At 69.9% G+C, this 24,291-nt stretch carries 21 protein-coding genes; 4 read left to right on the forward strand and 17 right to left on the reverse strand.

Annotated elements, in window-relative coordinates:
* The first annotated feature begins 140 nt into the window (after positions 1–140).
* A complete protein-coding gene (locus tag STVA_RS24860) occupies positions 141–761 on the forward strand; it encodes a sigma-70 family RNA polymerase sigma factor (RefSeq protein ID WP_170216527.1) in 621 nt (206 codons plus the stop codon).
* 50 nt (positions 762–811) lie between these two features.
* Entirely contained in the window at positions 812–2,524 is a 1,713-nt protein-coding gene (gene dhaL, locus STVA_RS24865; protein ID WP_245978352.1) for a dihydroxyacetone kinase subunit DhaL, read from the forward strand.
* Between the two features lie 6 nt (positions 2,525–2,530).
* Here dhaL and STVA_RS24870 read toward each other — a convergent pair whose 3' ends face one another.
* A complete protein-coding gene (locus STVA_RS24870; protein ID WP_123690984.1) occupies positions 2,531–5,566 on the reverse strand; it encodes a PAS-domain containing protein in 3,036 nt (1,011 codons plus the stop codon).
* Positions 5,567–5,657: 91 nt separating this feature from the next.
* On the opposite strand from STVA_RS24870, the gene STVA_RS24875 reads away from it, so the two are divergent.
* Positions 5,658–6,587 carry an SMP-30/gluconolactonase/LRE family protein gene (locus STVA_RS24875; RefSeq protein WP_123690982.1) on the forward strand — a complete coding sequence of 310 codons (930 nt, stop codon included), beginning with the start codon at positions 5,658–5,660 and terminating at the stop codon, positions 6,585–6,587.
* A 9-nt stretch (positions 6,588–6,596) separates the two neighbouring features.
* Here STVA_RS24875 and ureG read toward each other — a convergent pair whose 3' ends face one another.
* The 7 genes from ureG to STVA_RS24910 are packed head-to-tail and all read right to left on the reverse strand — an operon-like array spanning position 6,597 to position 12,922.
* Positions 6,597–7,205: an urease accessory protein UreG gene (gene ureG, locus STVA_RS24880; protein WP_123690980.1), complete on the reverse strand. Its 609-nt coding sequence runs from the start codon at positions 7,203–7,205 to the stop codon at positions 6,597–6,599.
* Complete coding sequence (locus STVA_RS24885) at positions 7,202–7,909, reverse strand: urease accessory protein UreF (protein WP_197735735.1); 708 nt, start codon at positions 7,907–7,909, stop codon at positions 7,202–7,204. Before STVA_RS24885 ends, ureG begins: the two co-directional genes overlap by 4 nt.
* On the reverse strand, positions 7,884–8,408 hold the full coding sequence (locus STVA_RS24890) for an urease accessory protein UreE (RefSeq protein WP_123690976.1): 525 nt from the start codon (positions 8,406–8,408) through the stop codon (positions 7,884–7,886). Before STVA_RS24890 ends, STVA_RS24885 begins: the two co-directional genes overlap by 26 nt.
* 10 nt (positions 8,409–8,418) lie before the next feature.
* A complete protein-coding gene (gene ureC, locus STVA_RS24895) occupies positions 8,419–10,128 on the reverse strand; it encodes an urease subunit alpha (protein ID WP_123690974.1) in 1,710 nt (569 codons plus the stop codon).
* A complete protein-coding gene (locus STVA_RS24900) occupies positions 10,128–10,748 on the reverse strand; it encodes an urease subunit gamma (protein ID WP_123690972.1) in 621 nt (206 codons plus the stop codon). The genes ureC and STVA_RS24900 overlap by 1 nt, the downstream gene beginning before the upstream one ends.
* A 43-nt stretch (positions 10,749–10,791) precedes the next feature.
* The gene (locus tag STVA_RS24905; protein ID WP_142235884.1) at positions 10,792–11,652 is read right to left on the reverse strand and encodes an urease accessory protein UreD; all 861 of its coding nucleotides are present in this window, start codon (positions 11,650–11,652) and stop codon (positions 10,792–10,794) included.
* Positions 11,653–11,710: 58 nt separating this feature from the next.
* Positions 11,711–12,922 (reverse strand): MFS transporter, encoded by a 1,212-nt coding sequence (locus STVA_RS24910; RefSeq protein WP_123690968.1) that lies wholly within the window; start codon positions 12,920–12,922, stop codon positions 11,711–11,713.
* 353 nt (positions 12,923–13,275) lie between these two features.
* Between STVA_RS24910 and STVA_RS24915 the strand changes: the two genes are divergently transcribed.
* Positions 13,276–13,521, forward strand: coding sequence for a hypothetical protein (locus STVA_RS24915; protein WP_123690966.1), 246 nt, complete (start codon positions 13,276–13,278; stop codon positions 13,519–13,521).
* A gap of 94 nt (positions 13,522–13,615) precedes the next feature.
* Here STVA_RS24915 and STVA_RS24920 read toward each other — a convergent pair whose 3' ends face one another.
* The 9 genes from STVA_RS24920 to STVA_RS24960 all read right to left on the reverse strand — a co-directional run bounded on the left by STVA_RS24920 (position 13,616) and on the right by STVA_RS24960 (position 24,267).
* The gene (locus STVA_RS24920) at positions 13,616–15,031 is read right to left on the reverse strand and encodes a UdgX family uracil-DNA binding protein (protein WP_123690964.1); all 1,416 of its coding nucleotides are present in this window, start codon (positions 15,029–15,031) and stop codon (positions 13,616–13,618) included.
* Complete coding sequence (locus tag STVA_RS24925) at positions 15,031–16,245, reverse strand: putative DNA modification/repair radical SAM protein (RefSeq protein ID WP_123690962.1); 1,215 nt, start codon at positions 16,243–16,245, stop codon at positions 15,031–15,033. The genes STVA_RS24920 and STVA_RS24925 overlap by 1 nt, the downstream gene beginning before the upstream one ends.
* A gap of 96 nt (positions 16,246–16,341) precedes the next feature.
* Positions 16,342–17,397, reverse strand: a complete 1,056-nt coding sequence (locus STVA_RS24930; RefSeq protein WP_245978351.1) for an ABC transporter ATP-binding protein — start codon at positions 17,395–17,397, stop codon at positions 16,342–16,344.
* Positions 17,390–18,370 (reverse strand): ABC transporter ATP-binding protein, encoded by a 981-nt coding sequence (locus STVA_RS24935; RefSeq protein ID WP_123690960.1) that lies wholly within the window; start codon positions 18,368–18,370, stop codon positions 17,390–17,392. Before STVA_RS24935 ends, STVA_RS24930 begins: the two co-directional genes overlap by 8 nt.
* On the reverse strand, positions 18,367–19,188 hold the full coding sequence (locus STVA_RS24940) for an ABC transporter permease (RefSeq protein WP_123690958.1): 822 nt from the start codon (positions 19,186–19,188) through the stop codon (positions 18,367–18,369). The genes STVA_RS24935 and STVA_RS24940 overlap by 4 nt, the downstream gene beginning before the upstream one ends.
* 6 nt (positions 19,189–19,194) lie before the next feature.
* Complete coding sequence (locus tag STVA_RS24945; protein ID WP_123690956.1) at positions 19,195–20,124, reverse strand: ABC transporter permease; 930 nt, start codon at positions 20,122–20,124, stop codon at positions 19,195–19,197.
* A gap of 159 nt (positions 20,125–20,283) precedes the next feature.
* Positions 20,284–21,873: an ABC transporter substrate-binding protein gene (locus tag STVA_RS24950; RefSeq protein WP_123690954.1), complete on the reverse strand. Its 1,590-nt coding sequence runs from the start codon at positions 21,871–21,873 to the stop codon at positions 20,284–20,286.
* Between the two features lie 130 nt (positions 21,874–22,003).
* Complete coding sequence (locus STVA_RS24955; RefSeq protein WP_123690952.1) at positions 22,004–23,092, reverse strand: amino acid ABC transporter permease; 1,089 nt, start codon at positions 23,090–23,092, stop codon at positions 22,004–22,006.
* On the reverse strand, positions 23,089–24,267 hold the full coding sequence (locus STVA_RS24960; protein ID WP_245978350.1) for an amino acid ABC transporter permease: 1,179 nt from the start codon (positions 24,265–24,267) through the stop codon (positions 23,089–23,091). The genes STVA_RS24955 and STVA_RS24960 overlap by 4 nt, the downstream gene beginning before the upstream one ends.
* Positions 24,268–24,291 lie beyond the last annotated feature (24 nt).

Raw genomic sequence — 24,291 nt, forward strand, 5'->3', positions numbered from 1 at the left:
AAATAATTGAAACGTCGGTGGACACACCTTTAACCAAAAACGGCTTGGCGAGAAATCTCCGCGAAACGGCCCGCCGTCAATTTCCGCACCGTTCGATGAAGGCCGGAGCGATTTCCGGTCGAGCGTGCGGAGTGACCATCATGGCCCATGCAGCGGCGGGTGCCCGGCAGGCCCCCAAGTTCCGGATCGTTTCCAGTGCAACCGACGCCAACCACGACACCGACCTGGTGGCGCGGGTTGCCGCCGGCGACCGCCTGGCGCTCCGCCGCATCCACGAGCGCTTCCAGCGCCCGCTCGTCGGCTACCTGCTGCGCTTCGTGCGCGACCATGCCGTGGCCGAGGAACTGGCGGCCGAGGTGATGGTCGGCGTGTGGCGGCAGGCCGCGCGCTACGAGGGCCGGTCGTCGCTGGAGACCTGGGTCTTCGGCATCGCCCACAACAAGGCGGTGAGCTGGCTGCGCAAGCGGCGCGAGGAAGGCATGCCCGAGGGCGCGGCCGAGGCGCTGGTCGACGAGCGCGCCGACCCGGAGGCCGAGGCCGAGGCCAGCAGCGTCACCGACATGATGACGCGCCTGATCGCCCGCCTGTCGGCCGAGCAGCAGGCGGCGCTCCAGTTGACCTACTATCAGGAGATGCCGCTGGAGCAGGTGGCGTCTGCCATGGGATGCCCGGTCAACACGGTGAAGACCCGCATCTACTATGCCCGCCAGCACTTGAAGCGGATGCTGGCCGACGAGGGTATCGCGGCGCTGGCGGCCTGAACCCGTACCCACTAGCCTCCCCCGGGAATCCATTCTCGGGGGAGACGCCGGTGCCGGCCAAGAAGCTGATCAACGATCCCGTCCATGTCGTGCGCGAGATGCTGGAAGGCATCGTCGCCACGACGCCGGGCCTTGCCCTGCTCGAAGGGTACAACGTCGTCGTCCGGCGCGACGCGACGGGGGGCGGCAATCGCGAGGTGGCGTTGATCTCCGGCGGCGGCAGCGGCCATGAGCCGGCCCACGCCGGCTATGTCGGCCAGGGCATGCTGCACGCGGCCGTCGCCGGCGACGTCTTCGCCTCGCCCTCGACCGATGCCGTGCTGGCCGCGATCCGCGCGGTGACGGGGCCGGCGGGCGCGCTGCTGATCATCAAGAACTACACCGGCGACCGGCTGAACTTCGGCCTGGCGGCCGCCATCGCCCGCAGCGAAGGCCTGGACGTCGACATGCTGATGGTGGCCGACGACGTCGCCATCCCGGACGATGGCGGCACGGCCGGCCGGCGCGGCATCGCCGGCACGGTGCTGGTGAACAAGGTGGCCGGCGCCGCGGCGGCCGCCGGCGCCAGCCTGGCCGACGTGAAGGCCGAGGCCGCGGCTGCGATGGCCGCACTCGGCACGATGGGGGTGGCGCTGTCGCCCTGCATCCTACCCGGCGCCGCCGCGCCCAACTTCACGCTGGGTCCCGACGAGATCGAGCTCGGGCTCGGCATCCATGGCGAGGCCGGGGTCAGCCGCGAGCGCATGATGCCGGCCGACCGACTGGTGGACATCCTGCTCGACGCGGTCATCGCCGATCGCGGCCTGGCGGCGGGCGACCGGGTGGCGCTGCTGGTCAACGACCTGGGCACCACCACGCCCATGGAACTGTCGGTGGTGGCGCGCCAGGCGGCCGCCCGGCTGGCCATGCGCGGGCTGGTGCTGGAGCGGGCCCTGACCGGCCGCTTCCTGTCCGCGCTCGACATGGCCGGCATCTCCCTGTCGCTGCTGCGCCTGGACGATGCCCGCCTGGCCCGGCTCGACGCGCCGACCGAGGCCACCGCCTGGCCCCGCCTGGCAGCCCGGCGGCCCGCCGGCGCGGCGGCCCCGCGCATCGCCGTGCCGGTGCCTGCCGCCGATGGCGACGATGGGCGCCGGATGGCCGACCTGCCCGGCTTGCGCCCCGCGATATCCGCCGTATGCGACGCCCTGGCGCGCCACGAGCCGGAACTGACCGCACTCGACCGCCAGGTCGGCGACGGCGACCTGGGAAGCAGCCTTGCCCGCGGCGCCCAGAGCCTGCGCGCGACCATGGAAGCGACGGCGGGCGACGATCCGGCACGGATGGCCTCTGCCATGGCGGCCGCGTGGCGCCGCGATGTCGGCGGCACGTCCGGGCCGCTCTATGCCGTGTTCCTGCTGGAAGCCGGGAGCCGGCTGGCAGAGGCGGTTGGGCCGCCCACCCCGGCCGACTGGGCGGATGCCTTCCTGGCAGGCTGTGCCGCCATCGCCGGACTGGGCGGGGCCGAACGCGGCGACCGCACGATGCTGGATGCGCTGTGGCCGGCAGCCGAACGCTTCCAGGCGCGGCTGGCCGAGGGTGCCGCCCCGGCCGATGCCTGGGCCGCGGCGGTCGAGGCCGCCCGCCAGGGTGCGGAGGCGACCCGCCACATCCGTGCCCGCCGCGGCCGGTCGAGCTATCTGGGCGAGCGCGTCATCGGCACCCCGGACCCGGGCGCCGTTGCCGTCGTCCGCTGGCTGGAGGCGCTGGCCGGGCGCAACTGAAGGCCGTCAGACCGGGCGGCCCAGCAGCCGGCGGACGAACGCCACCACTTCGGGCGGGTCGAAGGGCTTCTCCAGCACTTCGCACCCGGCCTCGATCAGGAACTCCGCCGCCGAGGCGCCCAGCGAATCGCCGGTCATGAAGGCGATCGGCGTCCCCGGCCGGCCCGGCCGGCTGACGGCGCGCCACAGGTCGCGGCCGTCGATGTCCGGCATGCGGATGTCGCTCAGCACCAGGTCGAAATGCAGCCGCTCCAGCAGGTCGAGCGCGCCGCGGCCGGATTCGACGACGGTCACGCGAAAGCCGGCGCCGTCCAGGATCTCGCCCAGCATGGCGGCGATGTCGGGCTCGTCGTCGACCACAAGCACGTGCCGGCCGACGCCCGTCGCGTCGGCCGTCGCCAGTTCCTCGATATCTCCGTCCTCGCCTTCGCCCAGCGGCAGCTCGACCACGAAGGCAGCACCGCCGCCCGCTGCCTCCTCCACCCAGATCGCACCGTCATGGCCGGCGACGATGCCATGGCAGACCGATAGCCCGACGCCAGTGCCGACCCCGGCCGGCTTGGTCGTGAAGAACGGATCGAAGATGCGCCGCCGCAGGTGCGGGTCGACGCCCGGCCCATTGTCGGCCACCGTCAGGCGCACGCGCGCGCCGCCCGGCAACAGGGCGGCCGTCACCGCCAGCCGACGCGGCGTTGGCGCTTCCATCAATGCCTGCTGGGCGTTCAGCAGCAGGTTCAACACCACCTGGCCCAGTTGGTCCTCGTCGGCCCACAGCAGCGGCAGGTCGTCGGGAACCACAACCTGCAGCTCGACGCCCGAGGTGCGCAGGGGATAGGCGACGATGTCGAGTGCGGCCCGGACGACGGCGGTGAGCGCCACCCGCCGGCGCTCCGGCGGGCGCTGGCGGGCCATGGCGAGGAAGGTCTTGACGATGCGGGCGCAGCGGTCGGCGGCGGCCCGGATCTTGACGGCGCGGGCCCGCGTGCGCTCGTCGCGCGATGTCTCTTCCATCAGGAAGGACTGGCCGACGACGACCGACAGCGGGTTGTTCAGCTCGTGCGCCACCCCGGCCAGCAGCGAACCCAGGGCGGCCAGCTTCTCGCTCTGGATCAGGGCCTCGCGCTGGCGCTGGATCTCGGCCGAGGCGCGGCGCTTCTCGGTCACGTCGCGGAAGATGAGCTGGAGCCGGTCGCGCTGCCCCGCCGCGACCTTGGTTCCCGTCGTCTCGACGATGAAGCGGGTGCCGTCGACGCGCAGCATCTCGCGCTCGCGATAGGGCGCCGGCTGGCCGGAATCGCGCACGACCCGCGCCCGCAGCCGCGCGATCGCGTGATACTCCGGCGGAACGAAGTCGTAGATGTCGCGCCCGACCAGTTCCCGGTCGCTGGCGGCACCCATCATGCGCACGGCCGCAGCATTGGCCGACATGATGATCTGGTGCTCGGTGATCATGATGCCGTCGGGGGCGGCCTCGAACAGGCGGCGGTAGGTCTCCTCGGAATCCTGGCGGGCGGCCTCGCTGCGGGCGCGGTTGATCGCGACGCCGACCAGGTTGGCCACGGCGCGCAGCGCCTCCACCTCGATCGGGTGCCAGATGCGGTCGCTGCTGCAATCGTCGAGGCCGACCGTGCCCCACACCTGCTGGCCGATCATCACCGGCATGCGCAGCAGCGAGCGCACGCCGATCGCCTCCAGGAAGGCGCGCTTGCCGGGATCGAGGTCGCGGGTCAGGGCCTGCTCGGTCTCGCCCTGCTCGCGCCGGTCCCACCAGTCGGCGAAGGCCGCGTGGCGCGCCGCGTCCATGCCGGGGGGCATCGGCGTGGGTGGCGGCGGGGCACCGGGCGCGTTCCACACCACCAGGTCGACCAGGCGCCGGTCGCCATCGTCGCCATGGCGGATCTCGGTCAGGATCACCCGGCTGGCCGACAGCACCTCGCCCGCGCGCGCCAGCAGCAGGCGCGTCTGCTCCAGCCAGCTCTCGCCCGAAAGGATGCGGGCGGCGGCCTCGGCCACGGCGGCCAGGATGGCCTGGTGGCGCTCGGCATCCTCCTCGGCCTGGCGCTGGGCGGTCACGTCCGTGAAGGTGGTGATGAAACCGCCATTGCGGGCAAAGTTGTGCCGCACGAAGAGGATCGTGCCGTCCGGCCGGCGCCGCTCGTAGCTTTCCGGCCGGGTCGAGGCCAGCCAGTCCGAATGGGTGCGGAACACCGCCTCGAACGAGGAGTCGCCGAATTCGCCGTTGGCGGCCTGGGCGCGCACCAGGTCGACCATGGAGACGCCACGGCGCTTCATCTCGTCCGGCAGGCCGGCCAGTTCGAACGCGCGGTCGTTCCAGGCGACCAGACGATGCTCGCCATCGAAGGCGACGATGCCGTCGCTCATGTTCTCCAGAGTCGTCTGGAGAATCTGCGAGCGCTCGGCCGCGCGCGCTTCGCGGCGCTTCAGGTCGGTGACGTCGATGCGGATCGAGACCAGCCCGCCATCCGGCATGGTGCGGTCGACGAGGCGGATCCAACGGCCGTCGATCCGCTCCACCTCGAAAGGCGGCAAGTTCTGGCGGCGCTCGCGTCGGCGGCGCTCGATATAGGCCTCGATCTCCGGCTGCAGCATCTGGAGCTGCGGTGCGTTGAGGCGGGCCCGGGCGTGGGAAGCGAAGTCGACCCCCGGATAGGTCAGGTCGTTGAAATCGCGATAGAGGTCGCGATAGCGGCGGTTGAAAAGGACGAGCCGGTCGTCCGCATCCCACACCGCGAACCCTTCCTCCAGCGCCTCGATCGCATCCGACAGCACCGGCAGGGTGGCCGAGCCGCGCGGCCATATCTCGATGCGGCGGCCATCGGCCAGGTCCAGCCGCTCGACCTCGCCCACCACCGGGCGGCCGTCGGCGACGAGGGCCGCGTAGGAGCGGTTGACGGCGCCGGGACTGCCATCGGCGGCGATCATGCGGGCGGGTGCGGCCAGCAGGTCGAGCAGGCCGACCAACGTGGCGTCGGCAGCGCTCGCACATTCCTCCGGCCGGGTGGATCGGATGGGGTCGCTCATGGCATCGTCCGGGGAAGAGGCGGCGGGAACCTAGCATGGACCCGGCCGCCCGGCCAAACGAACCCCATCCAATGCACGAGGAAACCCCGACATGAGCGAGCTTCGCGAGATCACGGGCGGACTGCGCTTTCCCGAAGGCCCCGTCGCCATGGCCGACGGCTCGGTCCTGCTGGTCGAGATCGCGGCGAGCAGGCTGACCCGCGTCGCCGCCGACGGCACGAAATCCACCGCCTCGCAGGTCGGCGCCGGGCCGAACGGGGCTGCCATCGGCCCCGACGGCCAATGCTGGATCTGCAACAATGGCGGCTTCAAGTGGCACGAGGAGCCGGGGATGATCCGCCCCGTGCTGCAGGCGGAGGACTACTCCGGCGGGCGGATCGAGCGCGTCGACCTGGCGACCGGCAAGGTCGAGCGCATGTATGACACGGCCGGCGGCTTCGGCCTGCGCGGGCCGAACGACCTGGTGTTCGACGCCCATGGCGGCGTCTGGTTCACCGACCTCGGCAAGGCGCGCGCCCGCGACATGGACCGCGGCGGCGTCTACTACGCCCGGGCCGACGGCAGCGGCATCCGCGAGGTCATCCACCCGATGGTGACGCCCAACGGCATCGGCCTGTCGCCGGACGGGCGCACGCTCTATGTCGCCGAGACCGAGCCGGGGCGGCTCTGGGCCTTTGACATCGTCGCGCCGGGCGAGGTCTCGAAGCTGCCCTGGCCTTCGCCGCATGGCGGCCGCCTCGTGGTCGGGCTCGAGGGGTTCCAGCGGTTCGATTCGCTGGCCGTCCAGGCCGACGGCGCCATCTGCGTCGCCACCCTGATGTCGGGCCGCATCACCATCGTCGATCCCGATGGCGGCAACCTGCGCTTCGTCGAGATGCCGGAGCCCTATCCCACCAACATCTGCTTCGGCGGCCCCGACCGGAAGACTGCCTACATCACCCTGTCGATGACCGGGCGGCTGGTGGCCATGGACTGGCCGGTGCCGGGTGCGGCCCTCAACTATCTCGACGTGCAGCCCTGAGACCGGCGGTCAGGCAAGACCGCCCGCCTCCTCGATGAAGGAGACGATCTCGGGCACGCCGTTGCCGGCCTTGAGGTTGGAGAAAAGGAAGGGCCGGGCCCCGCGCATCCGCCGGGCGTCCCGGTCCATCACCTCCAGGCTGGCACCCACGAGTGGCGCCAGGTCGGTCTTGTTGATGACCAGCAGGTCCGAGCGGGTGATGCCGGGACCGCCCTTGCGCGGGATCTTGTCGCCGGCCGAGACGTCGATGACATAGAGCGTGATATCGGCCAGTTCCGGGCTGAAGGTGGCCGCCAGGTTGTCGCCGCCCGATTCGATGAAGACGAGGTCGAGGTCGACGAAGCGCCGGGAGATCTCCTCCACCGCCGCCAGGTTGATCGAGGCGTCCTCGCGGATGGCGGTGTGCGGACAGCCGCCCGTCTCCACCCCGACGATGCGGTCGGCCGACAGCGCGCCCGAGCGCGTCAGGAACTCCGCATCTTCCTTGGTGTAGATGTCGTTGGTGACGACGGCCAGGTTCCAGCGGTCGCGCATCGCCTTGCACAGGCGGTCGACGAGTGCGGTCTTACCCGACCCGACCGGGCCGCCGACGCCGACGCGCAATGGGCCGTTGCTCATGAGCGAAATAGCCTCGTGTATTGGGTTTCGTGGCGCATCGAGGCCCAGTCCACCATGGGGGCCGCGGTGCCGATGTCGTCGATCGAAGCCGCCAGCGCCGCCGCCGTCGCGCGGGCCACCACCGGCATCAGGGCTGCCACCGCGCGCTGGCCATCGGTCTGGCCGAGCGGCACCAGCCGGACCCCGGCAGACACGAGGTTGGCGGCGAGCGCCCCCAGCATCGAGGCGAGCGCAGCCGGCAGCGGCACCTCGCCCGCCAGCGCCACGGCCTGGGCGATCGGCAGTGGCACCGGCCGGCCGGTGCGCAACTCGGCCAGTCGTTCCAGCCGGGGGGCGGGCCAAGCCGCCCGCGTGATGGTGAGGAAGGCCGACCCCTGCTGCGCGCTCTCCAGCGCCAGCTCGGCCGTCGCGCGGAGAGCCGCCGCCAGATCCGCCAGTTCGTCCAGCGCCGTCCAGTCCTCGGCCTCGGCCGCCCGGAAGGCGTGGGCGAAGAGGATGGAATCCGACCAGCCTGCCCCGCGCTCGACGATATGGCCGACCCAGGCCTCAAGCCCGGCCCGGTCGGGCACCAGCCCGTCCTCCACCGCCCATTCCAGACCGTGGCTGTAGCTGAAGGCCCCGGTCGGATAGGCGGGGGAGGTCCAGGCGATCAGCCGGTAGAGGGCGGCCGCCGCCCCTTCAGCGATCGGATTCGGCGTGGACATGGGGATGGTCATGGTCGTGCCCGTCCCCATGGTCGTGGCCATGGGGATGGCCGGGATCGTGGTTGTGCTGGCCGTAGGCCCCGCCCTCGGGATTGAAGGGCGCTTCCACCGCCTCGACGATCGCCCCCAGCCCGCGCAACATGTCGACGATCACATGGTCGTCGCGGATCAGGATGCGGTCATGGCCGATGTCGGCCGGCAAGTGGCGGTTGCCGATATGCCAGGCCAGTCGCGCCAGGCCGCCCGGCGTGGCCGCGCCCACCGACACCAGCCGCTCCGGCTTGGCCTCGACCCGCACGAAGCCGCCGCCGTCGAGCGCCAGCCCATCGCCGTCGCCCAGCACGGTGGCCGTCGGCAGGTCGAGCAGGAACAGGAGCCCGCTTTCGGCCCGCAGCCGCACGCGGCGGCGGAAGCGGTCCTCGAACTCCAGCACCACCCGGTCGACCACCTTCGCTTCGTCCCATCCGCCGCGCGGATGCACCTTCGTCGCCCGCAGCACCGGCCGGCCCTCAGAACAGGAAGTAGCGCTGCGCCATCGGCAGCTCGGACGCGGGCTCGCAGGTCAGCACCTCGCCGTCGGCCCGCACCTCGTAGGTCTCGGGGTCGACCTGCATGTTGGGGGTCAGTTCGTTCAGGATCATGTCCTTCTTGCCGATGGTGCGCGTGCCCTTCACCGCCACCAGCCGCTTCGACAGGCCGTAGCGCTCGCCGATGCCGACATCGAGCGAGGCCTGGCTGACGAAGATGACCGAGCTGTGGCTGAGCGCCCGGCCGTAGGCGGCGAACATCGGCCGATGATAGACTGGCTGCGGCGTCGGGATGGAGGCATTGGGATCGCCCATCAGGGCTGCCGCGATCATGCCGCACTTCAGCACCATGTCCGGCTTCACGCCGAAGAAGGCCGGCGACCAGATCACGAGGTCGGCCAGCTTGCCGACCGAGACCGAGCCGATCTCGTGCGCCATGCCATGGGCGATGGCGGGATTGATCGTGTACTTGGCGATGTAGCGGCGGGCGCGAAAATTGTCGTTCTCGCCGATTTCTTCCGGCAGGGGCCCGCGCTGGCGCTTCATCTTGTCGGCGGTCTGCCAGGTGCGGATGATGACCTCGCCCACCCGGCCCATGGCCTGGCTGTCCGACGACATCATCGAGAAGGCGCCGATGTCGTGCAGGATGTCCTCGGCCGCGATCGTCTCGCGCCGGATGCGGCTCTCGGCGAAGGCCACGTCCTCCAGCAGGCGCGGGTCGAGATGGTGGCAGACCATCAGCATGTCGAGATGCTCGTCGACCGTGTTGATGGTGTAGGGCCGGGTCGGGTTGGTGGAGGACGGCAGGACGTTCGGCTCGCCGCACACCTTGATGATGTCGGGGGCATGGCCGCCGCCGGCACCCTCGGTGTGGAAGGCATGGATCGTGCGGCCCTTGAAGGCGGCGACCGTCGCCTCGACGAAGCCCGATTCGTTCAGCGTGTCGGTGTGGATCGCCACCTGGATGTCCATGGCGTCGGCCACGGTCAGCGCGGTGTCGATGGAGGAGGGCGTCGTGCCCCAGTCCTCGTGCAGCTTCAGCCCGCAGGCCCCGGCCAGGATCTGTTCTTCCAGCGGCGCCGGCCGGCTGGCATTGCCCTTGCCGACGAAGCCGAGATTCATCGGGAAACCCTCGGCCGCCTGTAATATGCGCATCATGTGCCAGGGGCCGGGCGTGCAGGTGGTGGCGCTGGTACCGGCCGCCGGGCCGGTGCCGCCGCCCAGCATCGTCGTGATGCCGGCCATCAGTGCTTCTTCGATCTGCTGCGGGCAGATGAAGTGGATGTGCGAATCGAAGCCGCCGGGGGTTACGATCTTGCCCTCGCCGGCGATCACCTCGGTGCCGGCGCCGATGATGATGTCGACGCCCGGCTGGGTGTCGGGGTTGCCGGCCTTGCCGATGGCGACGATGCGCCCGTCCTTCAGGCCGATATCGGCCTTGATCACCCCCTGGTGGTCGAGGATGACGGCGTTGGTGATGACGGTGTCGACGACACCCTGGGCGCTGGTGCGCTGGCTCTGGCCCATGCCGTCGCGGATGACCTTGCCGCCGCCGAACTTCACTTCCTCGCCATAGATGGTGTGGTCGCGCTCGACCTCGATGAAGAGGCGGGTGTCGGCGAGGCGGATGCGGTCGCCGACCGTCGGGCCGAACATCGCGGCATAGCCGCGTCGGGTGCGCCGGACGGCCATCAGAGAGGTCCGTCGACGAGGCCGCGGAAGCCGATCGCCACCCGATCCCCGCCATAGGGAACCAGGGTGACGGACCGAGTCTGCCCCGGCTCGAAGCGCACCGCCGTGCCGGCCGGGATATCGAGCCGGCAGCCGCGCGCCTTCTCGCGGTCGAACTCCAGGGCCGCGTTGGTCTCGTGGAAATGGTAATGGCTGCCGACCTGGATCGGCCGGTCGCCGGTGTTGGCGACGTCCAGCGTGACGGTCGGCAGGCCCTCGTTCATCACGATGTCGCCCTCGCCTGTCACCACCTCGCCCGGTACCACCTGCGGCGTGCCCAGCCGGATCGGCTGGTGCACCGTCACGAGCTTGGTGCCGTCGGGAAAGGTGGCCTCCACCTGGATGTCGTGGATCATTTCCGGCACGCCCTCCATCACCTGGTCGGGGGTCAGGAGATCCGCCCCGGCGGACATGAGGTCCGCGACGGTGCGGCCGTCGCGCGCGCCCTCCACGACGAAGTCGGTGATCAGCGCCACCGCTTCCGGGTGGTTCAGCTTCACGCCCCGTTCCAGCCGCCGCCGCGCCACCATCGCGGCCATGGCGACGAGCAGCTTTTCCCGTTCCCTAGGCGTCAGGTTCATCCCCGATCATCCCCCCTGCCCGACATGTCCCTGATGGGCTGCATCATCCGTACCATAGTTCGGGCAACCGCTCCGACAGGCCGGCCAACCGATGGCGCACGCGACCGACCGACCGCACCACGGCATCGCGCAGCAAGCGGGCATCGCTGCCCAGAAAACGGGCAACCATCACCGGCCCGGTCACCGAGGCGCCGATGCGCACCGCCGGGCATGCCTCGGCGACCTCCCGGACGGCATCGCGCGCCGCCAGTCCGCCGTCGCCCGCCAGGATGAGCGTCGCCATCGCGGCCGCCCCGTCGAGGCCGGCGCGGGCGGCGAACAGGGGCGCCAGCGGCGCGTCCAGCCGCAGCGCATCGGCCCACACCAGGCGCCCGTCGACCCGCAGGCGCCAGTCCTCCCGCAGCATGCCATAGGAAAAGACCTCGCCCCGCGCGCGCCGGCCGAACACCAGCATCTCGATCGCCAGCAGGCGCCCGCCGGGCGCCAGGTCGACCGCGGTGGTGCGCGCGAAACGGGCGCCGTCGAAGAGGATCGTCTCCTGCGGCAGCCATTCCAGCCAGGCGCCGTCGGCCACCGCGACCGTGGTCTCGAACCGCGTGGTGGCACCAGTCGAGCGGTAGACTTTCTCGGCCGCTTGGGTTCCGACCGTGGCGACGGCCCCGGCCTCCGCCGCCAGCGACAGGCGGATGCGATCGCCCCCGACCAGCCCGCCCGAGGTGGTGACGAGGATGGCCGGGACGGGCTCCCCCCGCTCCGGCAGCGGAAAGAGGAAGCGTACCGGATCGCTCTGGTAGAGGCCGCGCGCCTGGGTGCGGCCGCCGTCGGCCACGAATCGCAGGCGGCCGACGCCGTCGCCGCGCTGGAGCTTGGGGGCCTGGGGGCGGGGAATCCGGTCATGGGGCATGGGCGGGTGGCCGACACGCTATCACCGTGCCAGCCCGGACGGGACCCATGCATTTGGCCTATGCCGGTGCCGTCCCCCGGCAGGCTGGCCCGACGACCGATGTCGCCAGCAGCCACAGCAGCAGGCCGGCCGCGGCGATACCGCCCAGCGCCAGGAAGGCTTCCGCATAGCCGAAGGACTGCGCCAGCATGCCGGCCAGGGCGGTGCTCGAGGCAGCGCCGACCGCCTGCAAGGTCATCACCGCGCCCAGCCCGGCATTGACGTGACCGCTGCCGGCCAGGATGCGCGCGACCAGGCCCGGCACCGCCACCCCGAGCAGGCCGGCGCCCACCCCGTCCAGCACCTGGATCGGCACCAGGCCCCAGGGATTGGTGACGAAGGCCGCCAGCACGCCGCGGATCGGCAGCGCCGCCAGGGCAGCCACGAACAGCACCCAGTATCCCCGCGTCTCGGCCAGCCGGGCGGCCAGCAGCGCCATCGGGATCATGGTGAGCTGCGCCACGATGATGGTGGCGGCGGTGAAGGCACTGGGATCCCCCGCGCCGCGCGCCACCAGCGCCTGGCCCAGCAGCGGCAGCATCGCCGCATTGCCGAGATGGAACAGCATCAGCACGACGGCCAGGACCAGCAGCGGCCGACTGCGGTAGAGCACCGCCAGGCTGGCGGGCGGCGGCGCCGCGCCGTCGGCACCATCGCCGCCGCCACGGGCTGCGACATGATCGATGTGCCGGGGGTCGATCGCGAGCGCGGCCGCGATCGAGGCCAGGGCCATCGCCGCCAGGAGAAAGAAGATCGCCTGCAAGCCGAAGAGATAGCCGAAGCCGCCGCCCAGCAATGCCGCGAAGACGTTGCCCGCATGGTTGAAGGCCTCGTTGCGCCCGAGTTGGTGGGCGAAGCCGGCCTGGCGGACCAGGCCCAACGTGATGCCCGCGATCGCCGGCATCACGACCGCCCCAGCGACGCCCGTCATGACCTGGGACAGGGCGGTGACGGCGAAGTTGGGCGCAGCCAGGATGCCCATGGAGGCGATGGCGACGGCCAGGGCGGCGGCCACCATCAGCCCGCGCTTGGACCGGGTGCCGTCGACCAGCATGCCGAGCGGCGTGGTCGCCAGCATTCCGGCGTACCCGCCCAGCGTCATCACAAGGCCGATCTCCGCCGGCTGCCAGCCCTGGCCCTGGAGAAAGACGCCGAGGAAGGGCCCCAGCCCGTCCCGCACGTCGGCCATGAAGAAATTCAGCGCGTTCAGCGCACCGAGCGACGATCCCATACGGCCTGGTTCCCCCTGGAAGTTGCCGCAACATGGATCAGGCCGCCGATGAATCAAGTTGCGTGCGCGGCAAGGCCGTCAAAACAATTTTGGGGATAGCGGGAACCCGACGCGGCAATGGCCGTTGGATATCATGTTCGGGAGTTCCGAAGCGGCTGACCAGGATCGACGTAGAGATACGCTACTGCTGGCTCAGCGCGATGGATCATATCCGGGAATGTTCACTACGGGAATACTTGAAGGTACTTCGGCTGGGGTGACGGGGATGCCCGACTTTCGATCACCGGGCGCCACAATTCGGTCCAGATCCATCCGTTGTACCCAGTTGAAACCGTGCATCGAAGGAGGTTTCCATGAAGAAGTTCACGACGGCTGGTATCCTGTTTGCCGGTGCCCTCGCTCTCTCCGCTTGCGGCTATTCGCAGGGTGATCGCGCCCTCAGCGGCGGCGCGCTCGGCGCGGCCGGCGGTGCGGCGATCGGCGGACTGACGGGTGGTAGCGTCCTGGGCGGCGCCGTCCTCGGCGGCGCGGCCGGTGCCGCGACGGGCGCCCTGACCTCGCCCCGCGACGTCAATCTGGGCCGCCCGGCCTGGCGCTAAAGGCTTCTTCCGGCCGACGCCGATCGCCCACGTGGCAGTCGGCGAAGCTGGGGAAGGAAAAATGGCAGCGAGCAATCGCTGCCATTTTTTTCGTTCAGGCCGTGAGTTCGCGCATCGCGGTTTTGAGGTCGGCCGCCAGCAATGCCCGTTCGCGCGCCTGGCCTTCCGGCTCGGGGATACGCAGAGTGTAGGACGGATGGGCCGTGACCAACACCCGGGTGCCATCGGCCGCCGCCAGCACCTGACCGCGGTGGCGGCCGATGGGCAAGGCCCGGCCGAGCAGGGCATGGATTGCCGTGGCGCCCAGGGCGACCACCAGCCGGGGGCGGACCGCTGCCAGCTCATGTGCCAGCCACCAACGACAAGCCATGACCTCGCCCGCATCCGGCCGCTGGTGGATCCGGCGCTTGCCACGCGGCGCGAACTTGAAATGCTTCACCGCATTGGTGAGATAGACCGCCTGGCGGTCGATGCCGGCTGCGGCCAGGGCCTCGTCCAGGACTTGGCCGGCCGGGCCGACGAAGGGCCGCCCGGCCAGATCCTCCTGGTCGCCCGGCTGCTCCCCGACCAGCATCAGCGTCGCGTCGGCCGGTCCCGCGCCGAACACGGTCTGGGTCGCCGGCTGCCACAGCGGGCAACGCCGGCAGCTTGCGGCCTCGTGGCGTAGGGTCGGCAGGCCTGCGGCCGCGATGACCGTCGGTGGAGCATCTGCAAAGCGCTGAGGCCGGGCGTTCGGCAGGGACGGGGCGTTCCGCACCATGTCGTCTGTGCGGGCGGCTGCCGACGCGATCAACGGGTCGATCAGCGCGGCCTCGGGAAGGTTGCGCCAGTAGCGTCGCGGCATCTCGGCCCGCATGGCGCGCACCTTCAGGCGGGCGGGGTTGAAGATGGCGGCGTAGTAGCGCAGCCACAGCCCCTCGGCCGCGTCCTCATGCAGGTCGGCCGGGCGCGGCAGGCCCGGCGCGAAGAGCAGTTCATCGCCGTTCCACTCGACCGACCGATCGGGCGTCAGGATCGACCAGCGCATGGCGGCGAACCGGTCGCGGAAGAACGGGGCGGCGGCGGCCACGACATGATGGTCGGGCTCGAACCAGGCGAGGAAGCGCTCGCCGTCATCGTCGCGGATCGCGCGGAAGCGCACGAAGGCATGCATCTTGTGGATGTCGCGGCGCACCGCCTTGGCCATGCCTTCCAGGCGGGCGACCAGGGGATCGGCCGAGATGGCCATCAGCCCCGGCTCGCGCATCGCCCGCCATGCCAGTTGATAGAGCAGGGCGAACCGCTGGCGGTCGCGATGAAGAACCGCCTGACCGGCCAGGTCGAAGAATGCCCGCGGCATGGTCGGGGCAGATGCCCCTTCCGGCCGCGCATCCGCCGGAAACAGCGACCGGTCCGGGCCGTCCTCGGTCCAGGCCACCGCCTCGGGCGGAATGCCGGCGGCCAGCAAGGGCCGCGCAATCGCCCGCCAATCGTCCAGCCCGGCCGCGGCCGGCAGCAGGACCGATCGCATTACAGCGCCAGCGACAATTGCCGCTGCGGCCGAAGGATCCGCTGCTTGAGGTCCTCCAGGTCGAGCAGGCGACGCGCATCCGAGCGCCCCGGCAGGATGACGAACGGGGCAACCCTGGACAGCGGCACATGCAGGCGCGTCAGGTCCTCCGCCCGGATGGTACGGCCGCGGCGCGACGCCAGGATGCGCCCCACGGCCTTGCTGCCCAGGCCCGGCACGCGCAGCAGGGCCTCCCGGTCCGCCCGGTTCACGTCGACCGGGAAGCGGTCGCGATGGCGCAGCGCCCAGGCCAGCTTGGGGTCGATGTCGAGCGCCAGCATGCCATCGGCCGTCTCGGTGATCTCGTCGACGCCGAAGCCATAGAACCGCAACAGCCAGTCCGCCTGGTAGAGGCGGTGCTCGCGCACCAGGGGCGGGGCGGTGGGCGGCAAAACGCGGCTGGCGTCCGGAATCGGGCTGAAGGCCGAGTAGTAGACGCGCTTCAGGCGGTAGCCCGCATAGAGCCCGGCGCTGGTCTGCAGGATGGTCTGGTCGCTGGAGGCATCCGCGCCGACGATCATCTGCGTGCTCTGGCCGGCCGGGGCAAAGCGCGGCGACCGCGGCTCGGCCGCCTTCTCGTCGAGCCGGAGCCGCAGCCGGCCCATGGTGCGGCGGATGGCGCCCATATCCTTCTCGGGCGCCAGCTTGGCCAGCCCGTCGGCGGTCGGCATCTCCACATTGATGCTGAGGCGGTCGGCGAAGCGCCCCGCCTCCGCCACTAGGCGCTCGTCGGCATCCGGGATGGTCTTCAGGTGGATATAGCCACGGAAGCCATGGTCGAGGCGGAGCGTGCGCGCCACCTCGACCACCTGCTCCATGGTGTAGTCGGCACTGCGGATGATGCCCGACGACAGGAACAGCCCCTCGATGTAGTTGCGGCGATAGAAGTCGAGCGTGAGGCCGACGACCTCCGCGACGGTGAAGCGGGCGCGCGGGACGTTGCTGGACGAGCGGTTGACGCAATAGAGGCAGTCGAAGGCGCAGGCGTTGGTCAGCAGCACCTTCAGCAGGGAGATGCAGCGGCCGTCCGGGGCATAGGAATGGCAGATGCCCATGCCGGTGGTGGAACCCAGCCCGCCCGCCCGCGACGTTCGCCGCTCCGTGCCGCTCGACGCACAGGAGGCGTCGTACTTGGCCGCATCTGCCAGGATTTCGAGCTTGCGCGATATGTCCATCAGGCGTGAACGACGGCTACTTGCGTTTGTTCCCTATTTGTTCGTTATACGCGCAGGGCCGGGCGCAGGGCAACCATGCCCTGCCGGCCCCGCCGATCAGGCCGCGCCGACGCGGTCGGCGTAGTGGCAGGCCGCCCAGTGGCCGATCTCGCCGTGGCCGGCAGTGACCGGGTCCAGCGTCGGCGCCTCGACCGTGCAGCGATCCTGCTTCATCGGGCAGCGGGGATGGAAATGGCAGCCCGACGGCGGGTTCAGCGCGCTGGCGATCTCGCCCTTGGCCTTGTCGCGGGCGGTCGCCGCATGCTGCCGGAAGGGGTCGGGAATAGCGGCGATGAGCGCGCGCGTGTAGGGGTGGCGCGGGTTCTCGAAGATCTCGCGCCAGCCGCCACGCTCGACGATGCGGCCCAGATACATGACCGCCACCCGGTCGCTCATGTGCTCGACCACGCCCAGGTCGTGCGAGATCATGATGTAGGAAAGACCCAGCTCGTCCTTCAATTCCAGCAGGAGGTTGATGATCTGGGCGCGGATCGACACGTCGAGCGCCGATACCGGCTCGTCGCAGATGACCAGCCTGGGCTTCAGGATGAGGGCGCGTGCGATGCCGATGCGCTGGCGCTGCCCGCCCGAGAATTCATGCGGATAGCGGTCGGCATGCTCCGGCCGCAGGCCGACGCGGGCCAGCATGTCGGCGACCCGGCTCTCGACCTCGGCCTTGTCGTTGACGCCGTGCAGGCGCAAGGGCGCGGCCAGCGTCCGCCGCACCGTCTGGCGCGGGTTCAGCGAAGCGTACGGATCCTGGAACACCATCTGGACGGTGCGGGCCATCAGCTTGCGGTCCGGCCGGTCGCGGGCGCCGATGTCCTGGCCGGCGATGCGGATATGGCCGCGGGTCGGCGGCACGAGGCCCATGATCGCCAGGGCCAGCGTGGACTTGCCGCAGCCGGATTCGCCGACCAGCCCCAGGCATTCGCCGGGCTTCACGTCGAGGTCGATGCCGTCGACCGCCTTCAGCATGCGCTTGCCGGTGCCCAGCCGGCCGGTGACGGCGTAGTGCACCGCCAGGTCGTCCAGCGCCAGCAGCGGGGCGGACGACTGGCCGGACGGGGTGGAGTGCTGCGCCTGGATCTGGGACATCGACTGCTCAGCCATGATGGTGGCACCGCACGAGGCCGTCGCCCGGAAGCGGCGTCGGCGCGGGGTCCTCGGCCCGGCAGATGTCCGTCGCCAGCCCGCAGCGCGGGTTGAAGCGGCATCCCTTGGGGTAAGCGGCGATCGCCGGCACCGTGCCCGCGATTTCCGCCAACTGCCGCCGGCCATGGGCCGCCCGGCTGCCGAGCAGCGGCAGGGAGGCGACGAGGCCCCGGGTATAGGGATGGCGAGGGTGACGGAAGACCTCGTCGGCCGCCTGTTCCTCCACCACGCGGCCGGCATACATGACGGCGACCCGGCGGCAGATGTTGGCGACCAGGCCCAGGTCGTGGGAGATCATCAGGATCGCCGTGCCCTTGGCCGCGCACAGTTCGCGCATCAGGTCGACGATCTCGGCCTGCACGGTGACGTCGAGTGCCGTCGTCGGCTCGTCGGCCACCAGCAGGTCTGGGCCGCAGGCGAGCGCGATCGCGATCATCACGCGCTGGCGCATGCCGCCCGAAAGCTGGTGCGGGAAGTCCTTCACCCGCCGCTCGGGCGAGGGGACGCGCACCTGGCGCAAGGCCTCGACCGCCTTGGCGTTGGCTTCGCTCCAGCTTGCTCCCTGGTGCAGCACGAACATTTCGGCAATCTGCCGGCCGACCGGCGACAGCGGGTTGAGGGCCGTCATGGGTTCCTGGAAGATCATCGCGATCTTGCGGCCGCGCAGGCGCCGGATCTGTCCGGGCGGCAGGCTCTGGATCTCCTTGCCCTCGAGCCGGATGGCGCCGCCGCCGATTGCCAGCGGGTGCCGCAGCAGGCCCATGATGGACAAGGCCGTGATGCTCTTGCCGCAGCCGGACTCGCCCACCAGGCCGAAGGTCTCCCCCCGGCCGATCTTGAACGAGACGCCCTCGACCGCCGGGTGGCGCTTGTCCTCGCCGACCAGGTCGATGCGGAGGTTCTCGACCTCCAGGAGTGCCGGTTCGGTCATGCGCGGCGCTCGCGCGACTGCGGGTCGAGGATGTCGCGCAGGCCGTCACCCAGCAGGTTGAGGCCGAGCACGGTGAGGAAGATCGCCAGCCCCGGGAAGACGGACAGCCAGGGCGCGGTCGTGATCTGGTCTCGCGCTTCCGACAGCATGCTGCCCCAACTGGGGAAGGGCGGCCGGATGCCGAGGCCCAGGAACGAGAGCGAGGCCTCCGCCAGGATCGCCGCCCCCATGCCCAGCGTGGCGATGACGATGATCGGCCCCAGCATGTTGGGCAGAAGCTGGGTGAACATGATCCTGAGGTCGCCATAGCCCAGGATGCGGGCGGCCTGGACATAGCCTTGCGACTTCAGCGACAGCACCTGGGCGCGGGCGATGCGGCAGGAGTAGGACCAGTTGGTGAGGCCCAGCGCGATCAGCAGGCTGCTGAGGCCCGGCCCCAGGATCGCCATGATGGCCAGCGCGAAGATCAGCGACGGGATCGCCAGCATCAGGTTGGTGACGAGGCCGACGAAATCGTCCCACCAGCCGCCCCAGTAGCCGGCCGTCAGGCCCAGCGTCACCCCGATGATGGTATTGGCGATCTGCGAGACGATGCCGACGGTGAGCGAGATCTGGGCGCCATGGACGATGCGCGAATAAATGTCGCGCCCCTGCCCGTCCGTCCCGAAGATGAACTCCGACCCCGGCGGGATCTCGGCATTCATCAGGTTGGCGTCGAGCACCGGATCGTAGAGCGCGATCCAGGGCGCCAGGACGGCGACGATGGTGGCCAGCGCCACCAGCCCGCCGCCGATCATGAGATTGGCCCGGAACTTCATCTGCCGTCAGCCGTAGCGGATGCGCGGATCGATGATCACATAGGCGATATCGACCAGCGTGTTGATGAGGAGGAAGAACAGCACGATGACCAGGATGCTGCCCTGGACCGTCGGGATGTCGCGCTGGAAGACCGAATCGACCAGCAGCGAGCCCAGGCCCGGCCAGGAGAACAGCTTCTCGACGACGACCGCCTGGCCCATGAGCGAGCCGAACTGCAGGCCGATCGTCGTCAGCACCAGGACCAGCGCGTTGCGCACCACGTGCCAGCGGACGACGCGATATTCGCTCATCCCCTTGGAGCGCGCGGTGCGCACGAAATCGGCGTTGAGCACATCCAGCACGCCCGCCCGCGTGGTCCGGGCCAGCAGCGCCATGGGGCTTACGCCCAGCGCCACCGCGGGCAATATCAGGTGCCTTATCCCCCCGTCGCCATAGCCGAAGCTGGGCAGCCAGCCGAGCGTCAGCGCGAACAGGTACATCAGCATCAGGCCGAGCCAGAATTTCGGCAGCGACAGCCCGGATATGGCCACCACCATGGTTGCCATGTCGATCAGGCTGCCCGGTTTGAGCGCGGCGATGAAGCCGAGCGGCACGCCCACGAGGATGGCAAAGCCCATCGCGGCCAACGTCAACTTCAGCGACGGCCACAGGCGCTGGGCGATGATCTTGGTCACTGGCTCGCGGGTGCGGAAGGACGTGCCGAGATCGCCCTGCGCCAGATTGGCGACATAGGTACCGAAGCGCTGGTACAGGGGCTCGTCGAGCCCCAGTTCCTTGCGCATCCGCTCCATCACCTGGGCATCCAGCATGCGGCCGTCATCGCCGCTGGACGTGAAGCTGCCCGGAATGACGCTGAATAGCGTGAAGATCACCAGCACCACGGCCACGATCGTCGGGATCGTGTTGCCGAGCCGGCGAAGAATGAGAAGCGGCATGTATCGTCCGTCGAAGAAGCAGGCAGGGTGGCCGCCCTGCCCGGCAGCACGGGTGGCTGCCGGGAGGCTGGCCGGACGGTCGGCGGCGCTGCGGGGTTGCTAGGGCATCCCGCAGCGCCGCCGCCATCGGCTTCCGGACTGGAGCGGCGGCGGGCCGCCTTACTTGGCCGCCGGCGAGCGCTCGTCGATCCAGATGTCTTCCGGATACTGATGGGCAAGCTCGGTCGCATTCGCCTGCAGGCCGTGGATCCACGGCTGGAAGGCCATCGCCGCCTTGTTGTAGTTGAAGAACCACACCGGCGCCTCCTCATAGAGGAACGCGTTGGCCTGGCTCAGCAGGGCATTGCGCTTGGCCTCATCGGGCGCAGCGGCCGCGTCGTCCAGCAGCTTGTCGAAGGCCGGGTTGTTGAAGCCCGTGTAGTTGCAAGCCGTGCGCGGGGTACGGGAGTCGAAGCAGCGGAGCGTCGACAGCGAGTCCGGCCCGGTCTGGTTGGACGTGATGTAGCCCTGGAAGTCGCCCTTCATCGCGACCTCGGTCAGGACCGCGGTCTCGACCAGCTTGGCCTTCACCTTGATGCCGACGCGCGACAGGTAGGGGATGGCCGCCTCGACGATCGGCAGGCCCCAGCTCTCGTTCTGGCTGGTGGTCCATTCCAGCTCGAAGCCGTCCTTGTAGCCGGCATCGGCCAGCAGCTTCTTGGCCTTCTCGGGGTCGAAGGCGTAGGGCTTCATGTTCTTGTCGTAGGCGGGCGACGCGATCGGCAGCCAGCTCGTCGCGCGATAGGCCTTGTCGCGCACCAGGCGCTTGATGATCAGGTCGGTGTCGATGGCATGATTGAAGGCCTGACGCACCCGCTTGTCCGAGAACGGCTTGAAAGCCTGGTTCATCTGCATGTTGCGGGTGAAGACCTCGGCCACCTCGAGGATGTTCTTGGACAGCTCGGCATCCGCGCGATAGGCGACGTACTGGGCCGGCCCGAGGATCGAGGTGTCGATCTCCTTGTTGCGGAAGGCGACGTCGCGGGCTGCGGCCTCGCCCATGACCATCAGATGGACCCGGTCGGCGTAGGGCTTGCCCGGCTTGTAGAACTTCTCCCAGCGCTCGGCGACGAGGCGCGAGCCCGGCACGTGCTCGACGAACTTGAAGGGACCGAGACCCACGGGAGCCGCGGCGAAGGTCGTCTTGGCGACCTCTTCGCTCGGCAGGATCGAGGTGGTGTCGTTGAAGAAGTAGAAGCCCGGATCGACGCGGCTGGTCAGAGTCATCTCGACCGTCAGGTCGTCGACCTTGCGCAGGCCGGAAATCTCCTTGGCCGTGCCCTTCTCGACGTCCACCGCACCCTTGATGATGCGGACGTAGCGCGCGCCGGGGAAGCCCTTGCTGCCGTCCATGATGCGCGTGTACGACCAGATCACGTCGTCGGCGGTCATGCGCCGGCCGTTATGGAAATAGGCGTCGTCGCGCAGCTTGAAGGTGTGGACGAGGCCGTCGGCCGAAACCGTCACCGACTTCGCCAGTTCCAGCACCGGCTTGTTGTTCTGGGTGTCCCAGTTGTACAGCGCGCGGTGCAGGATCTTGGCGACGATGCCGTCCTGGGCCCGCGGCGTGGTGTGGATGTCGAAGCTGCCGAGGCTGGCGCCGTACGGTCCCGTCAATCGGAGGGTGCCGCCCTTGCGGGGCGTCTGCGCCTCCGCCACTCCGCCCAGCACGAAGGCAAGCGCCGTCGCTGCCAGAAGCATTTTCCGCATCGCATTTCCCCCTAGGATCGGCTCGTCGCCTTGCGCTGGCGCGGCCGGTTGGAACGTGCTGCACAATTACACGGCAAGCGTGGGCGCCCGCAAGGCTCGTCCGCCGCGAGCCGCGCGCCCGATGAGACGGTCAGTTGGGTCGTCGCGCCAGGCGCAGCTCGAGCCGCTGGCTCCAGCGCGACATGGCGAAGCAGACGATCCAGAAGACCACGCCCGCGAAGACATAGCCTTCGAGGTTGAGGCCGACCCATTTGGGGTCGGTCAGGGCCGACTGGATCATGCCGAGCAGGTCGAACAGGCTGACGATGAGGACCAGCGTCGTGTTCTTGAAAAGCGCGATGAACTCGTTCACCAGGCTCGGGATGACGATGCGGATCGCCTGGGGCAGGATGATGAAGGTGGTGCCGGTCCAGTAGCCCAGGCCCAGCGACCGGGCCGCCTCGTACTGGCCCTTGGGGATCGCCAGTAGCCCGCCGCGGATCACCTCGGCCATGTAGGCAGAGATCACGAGGGCCAAACCGATCAGGGCGCGCGCCAGCTTGTCCACCGTCACCCCGGCCGGCACGATCAGCGGCAGCAGGTTGGAGGCCAGGAAGATGATCGCGATGATCGGCACGCCGCGCCAGAACTCGACATAGACGATCGACAGCACCCGCACGACCGGCAGCTTCGACTGCCGGCCCAGCGCCAGCAGCAGGCTGACCGGCACCGCCAGGATGGCGCCATAGAGCGCCATGAAGACGGTGACCATCAGCCCTCCCCAGTCGCGCGTCTCGACAGGGCGGAGGCCGAGCACGCCACCCGACAGCAGCAGGACGATGCCTGGGATCGCGACCGCCAGCAGGCCGATGGCCACCGCCTTCTTCGCCCGGAAGGGTGGCAGAAAGAGCAGCACGACCAGTGCCGCCACCAGCAAGCCCGCCAGGTTGACCCGCCAGCGCTCGGCCTCGGGGTAGAAGCCGTACATGAACTGGTCGAAGCGGACGCGGATGAAGACCCAGCAGGCCCCGCCCTCGGTGCAGGCGTCGCGGCTTTCCCCCATCCAGCGGGCGCTCAGCACCAGCCAGTCCAGCAACGGCGGCACGACCAGCCAGAGCAGATAGAGGCAGGCGAGCGTTATCGCCGTGTCCACCGGGCCGCGGAACAGCCGCGTCCGCACCCAGCGCCACGGGCCGGAGCGTGCCACGAGCGGCGGTGTCTGGCCGGAAGCCGTGGTCATCGACCGACCATCCGGGTGCGCGCGTCGTACCAGTTCATCAGGAGCGACACCGACACGTTGATCGCCAGGTAGATCGCCAGCGTGATGGCGATGATCTCGACCGCGCGCCCGGTGTTGTTGAGCGCCGAGCCGACGAAGACCGACACGATCTCGGGATAGGCGATGACCGCCGCATAGGACGAGTTCTTGATCAGGTTGACGTACTGGCTGGTGAGCGGCGGGATGATCACCCGCATCGCCTGCGGCAGCACCACCAGGCGCAGGATCTGGCGTCGGTTGAGGCCGAGTGCTGCGGCGGCCTCGCGCTGGCCGCGCGTGACCGACAGGATGCCGCCGCGCACGATCTCCGCGATGAAGGCCGCCGTGTAGGTGCCGAGTGCAGCCAGCAGGGCCAGGAACTCGGGGATAACGGTGGTGCCGCCGCGCACGCCGAAGCGGCTGAGGGCGGGCCAGTTCCATGCCGTCATGGTCGCCGCCACCAGGGCTGCCGCCAGCGGCAGGCCGGCCACGAGGCCCACACCGGCGAGGACGGTGGGGAAAGGCTGCCCCGTCGCGTCCTGGCGCGACCGCGCCCAGCGCCGCAGCAGCCAAGTGGCGGCGACACCGACGGCCAGTGCCACGATCACTGCCTGGAACGGGGATGGGTCGGTCGGCGAGGGCAGGAAGATGCCGCGGTTGTTGACGAAACCCATGCCGGCCAGGTCGATGCTCTGGCGGGGTGCGGGCAGGCCGCGGATGACGAGGTAGTACCAGAGCAGGACGAACAGCAGCAGCGGCACGTTGCGCACCGCCTCGACATAAATCGTCGAGAAACCGGCCAGCAGCCAGTTGCCCGACAGCCGACCGATGCCGACCGCAAAGCCGAGGACGGTCGCCAGCAGGATGCCGAAGAACGATACGAACAGCGTATTGGCGATGCCGACCAGCAGCAGCCGGCCGTAGGAAGAATCCGGCCCGTACTGGATCAGCTTGAAGTCGATGTCGACGCCCGAGCGCGCGCCCATGAAGTCGAAGCCGGTGGCGACGCCGCTGCGCGCCAGGTTCTCGCCGGCATTGTCGACGAAGAACCAGACCAGCCCGACCACGCCGAGCGCGATGCCGGCCTGGGCCAGCCAGCCGCGCACCCGGCCGTCATGCAGCAGACGGCCGGGCCGCATGACGTCGATGGAGGACAAGGCCCGCGCCCCCCGTTTCCGCCG

This window comes from Stella humosa, from assembly GCF_006738645.1.
GTDB classification, from domain to species: domain Bacteria; phylum Pseudomonadota; class Alphaproteobacteria; order ATCC43930; family Allostellaceae; genus Allostella; species Allostella humosa.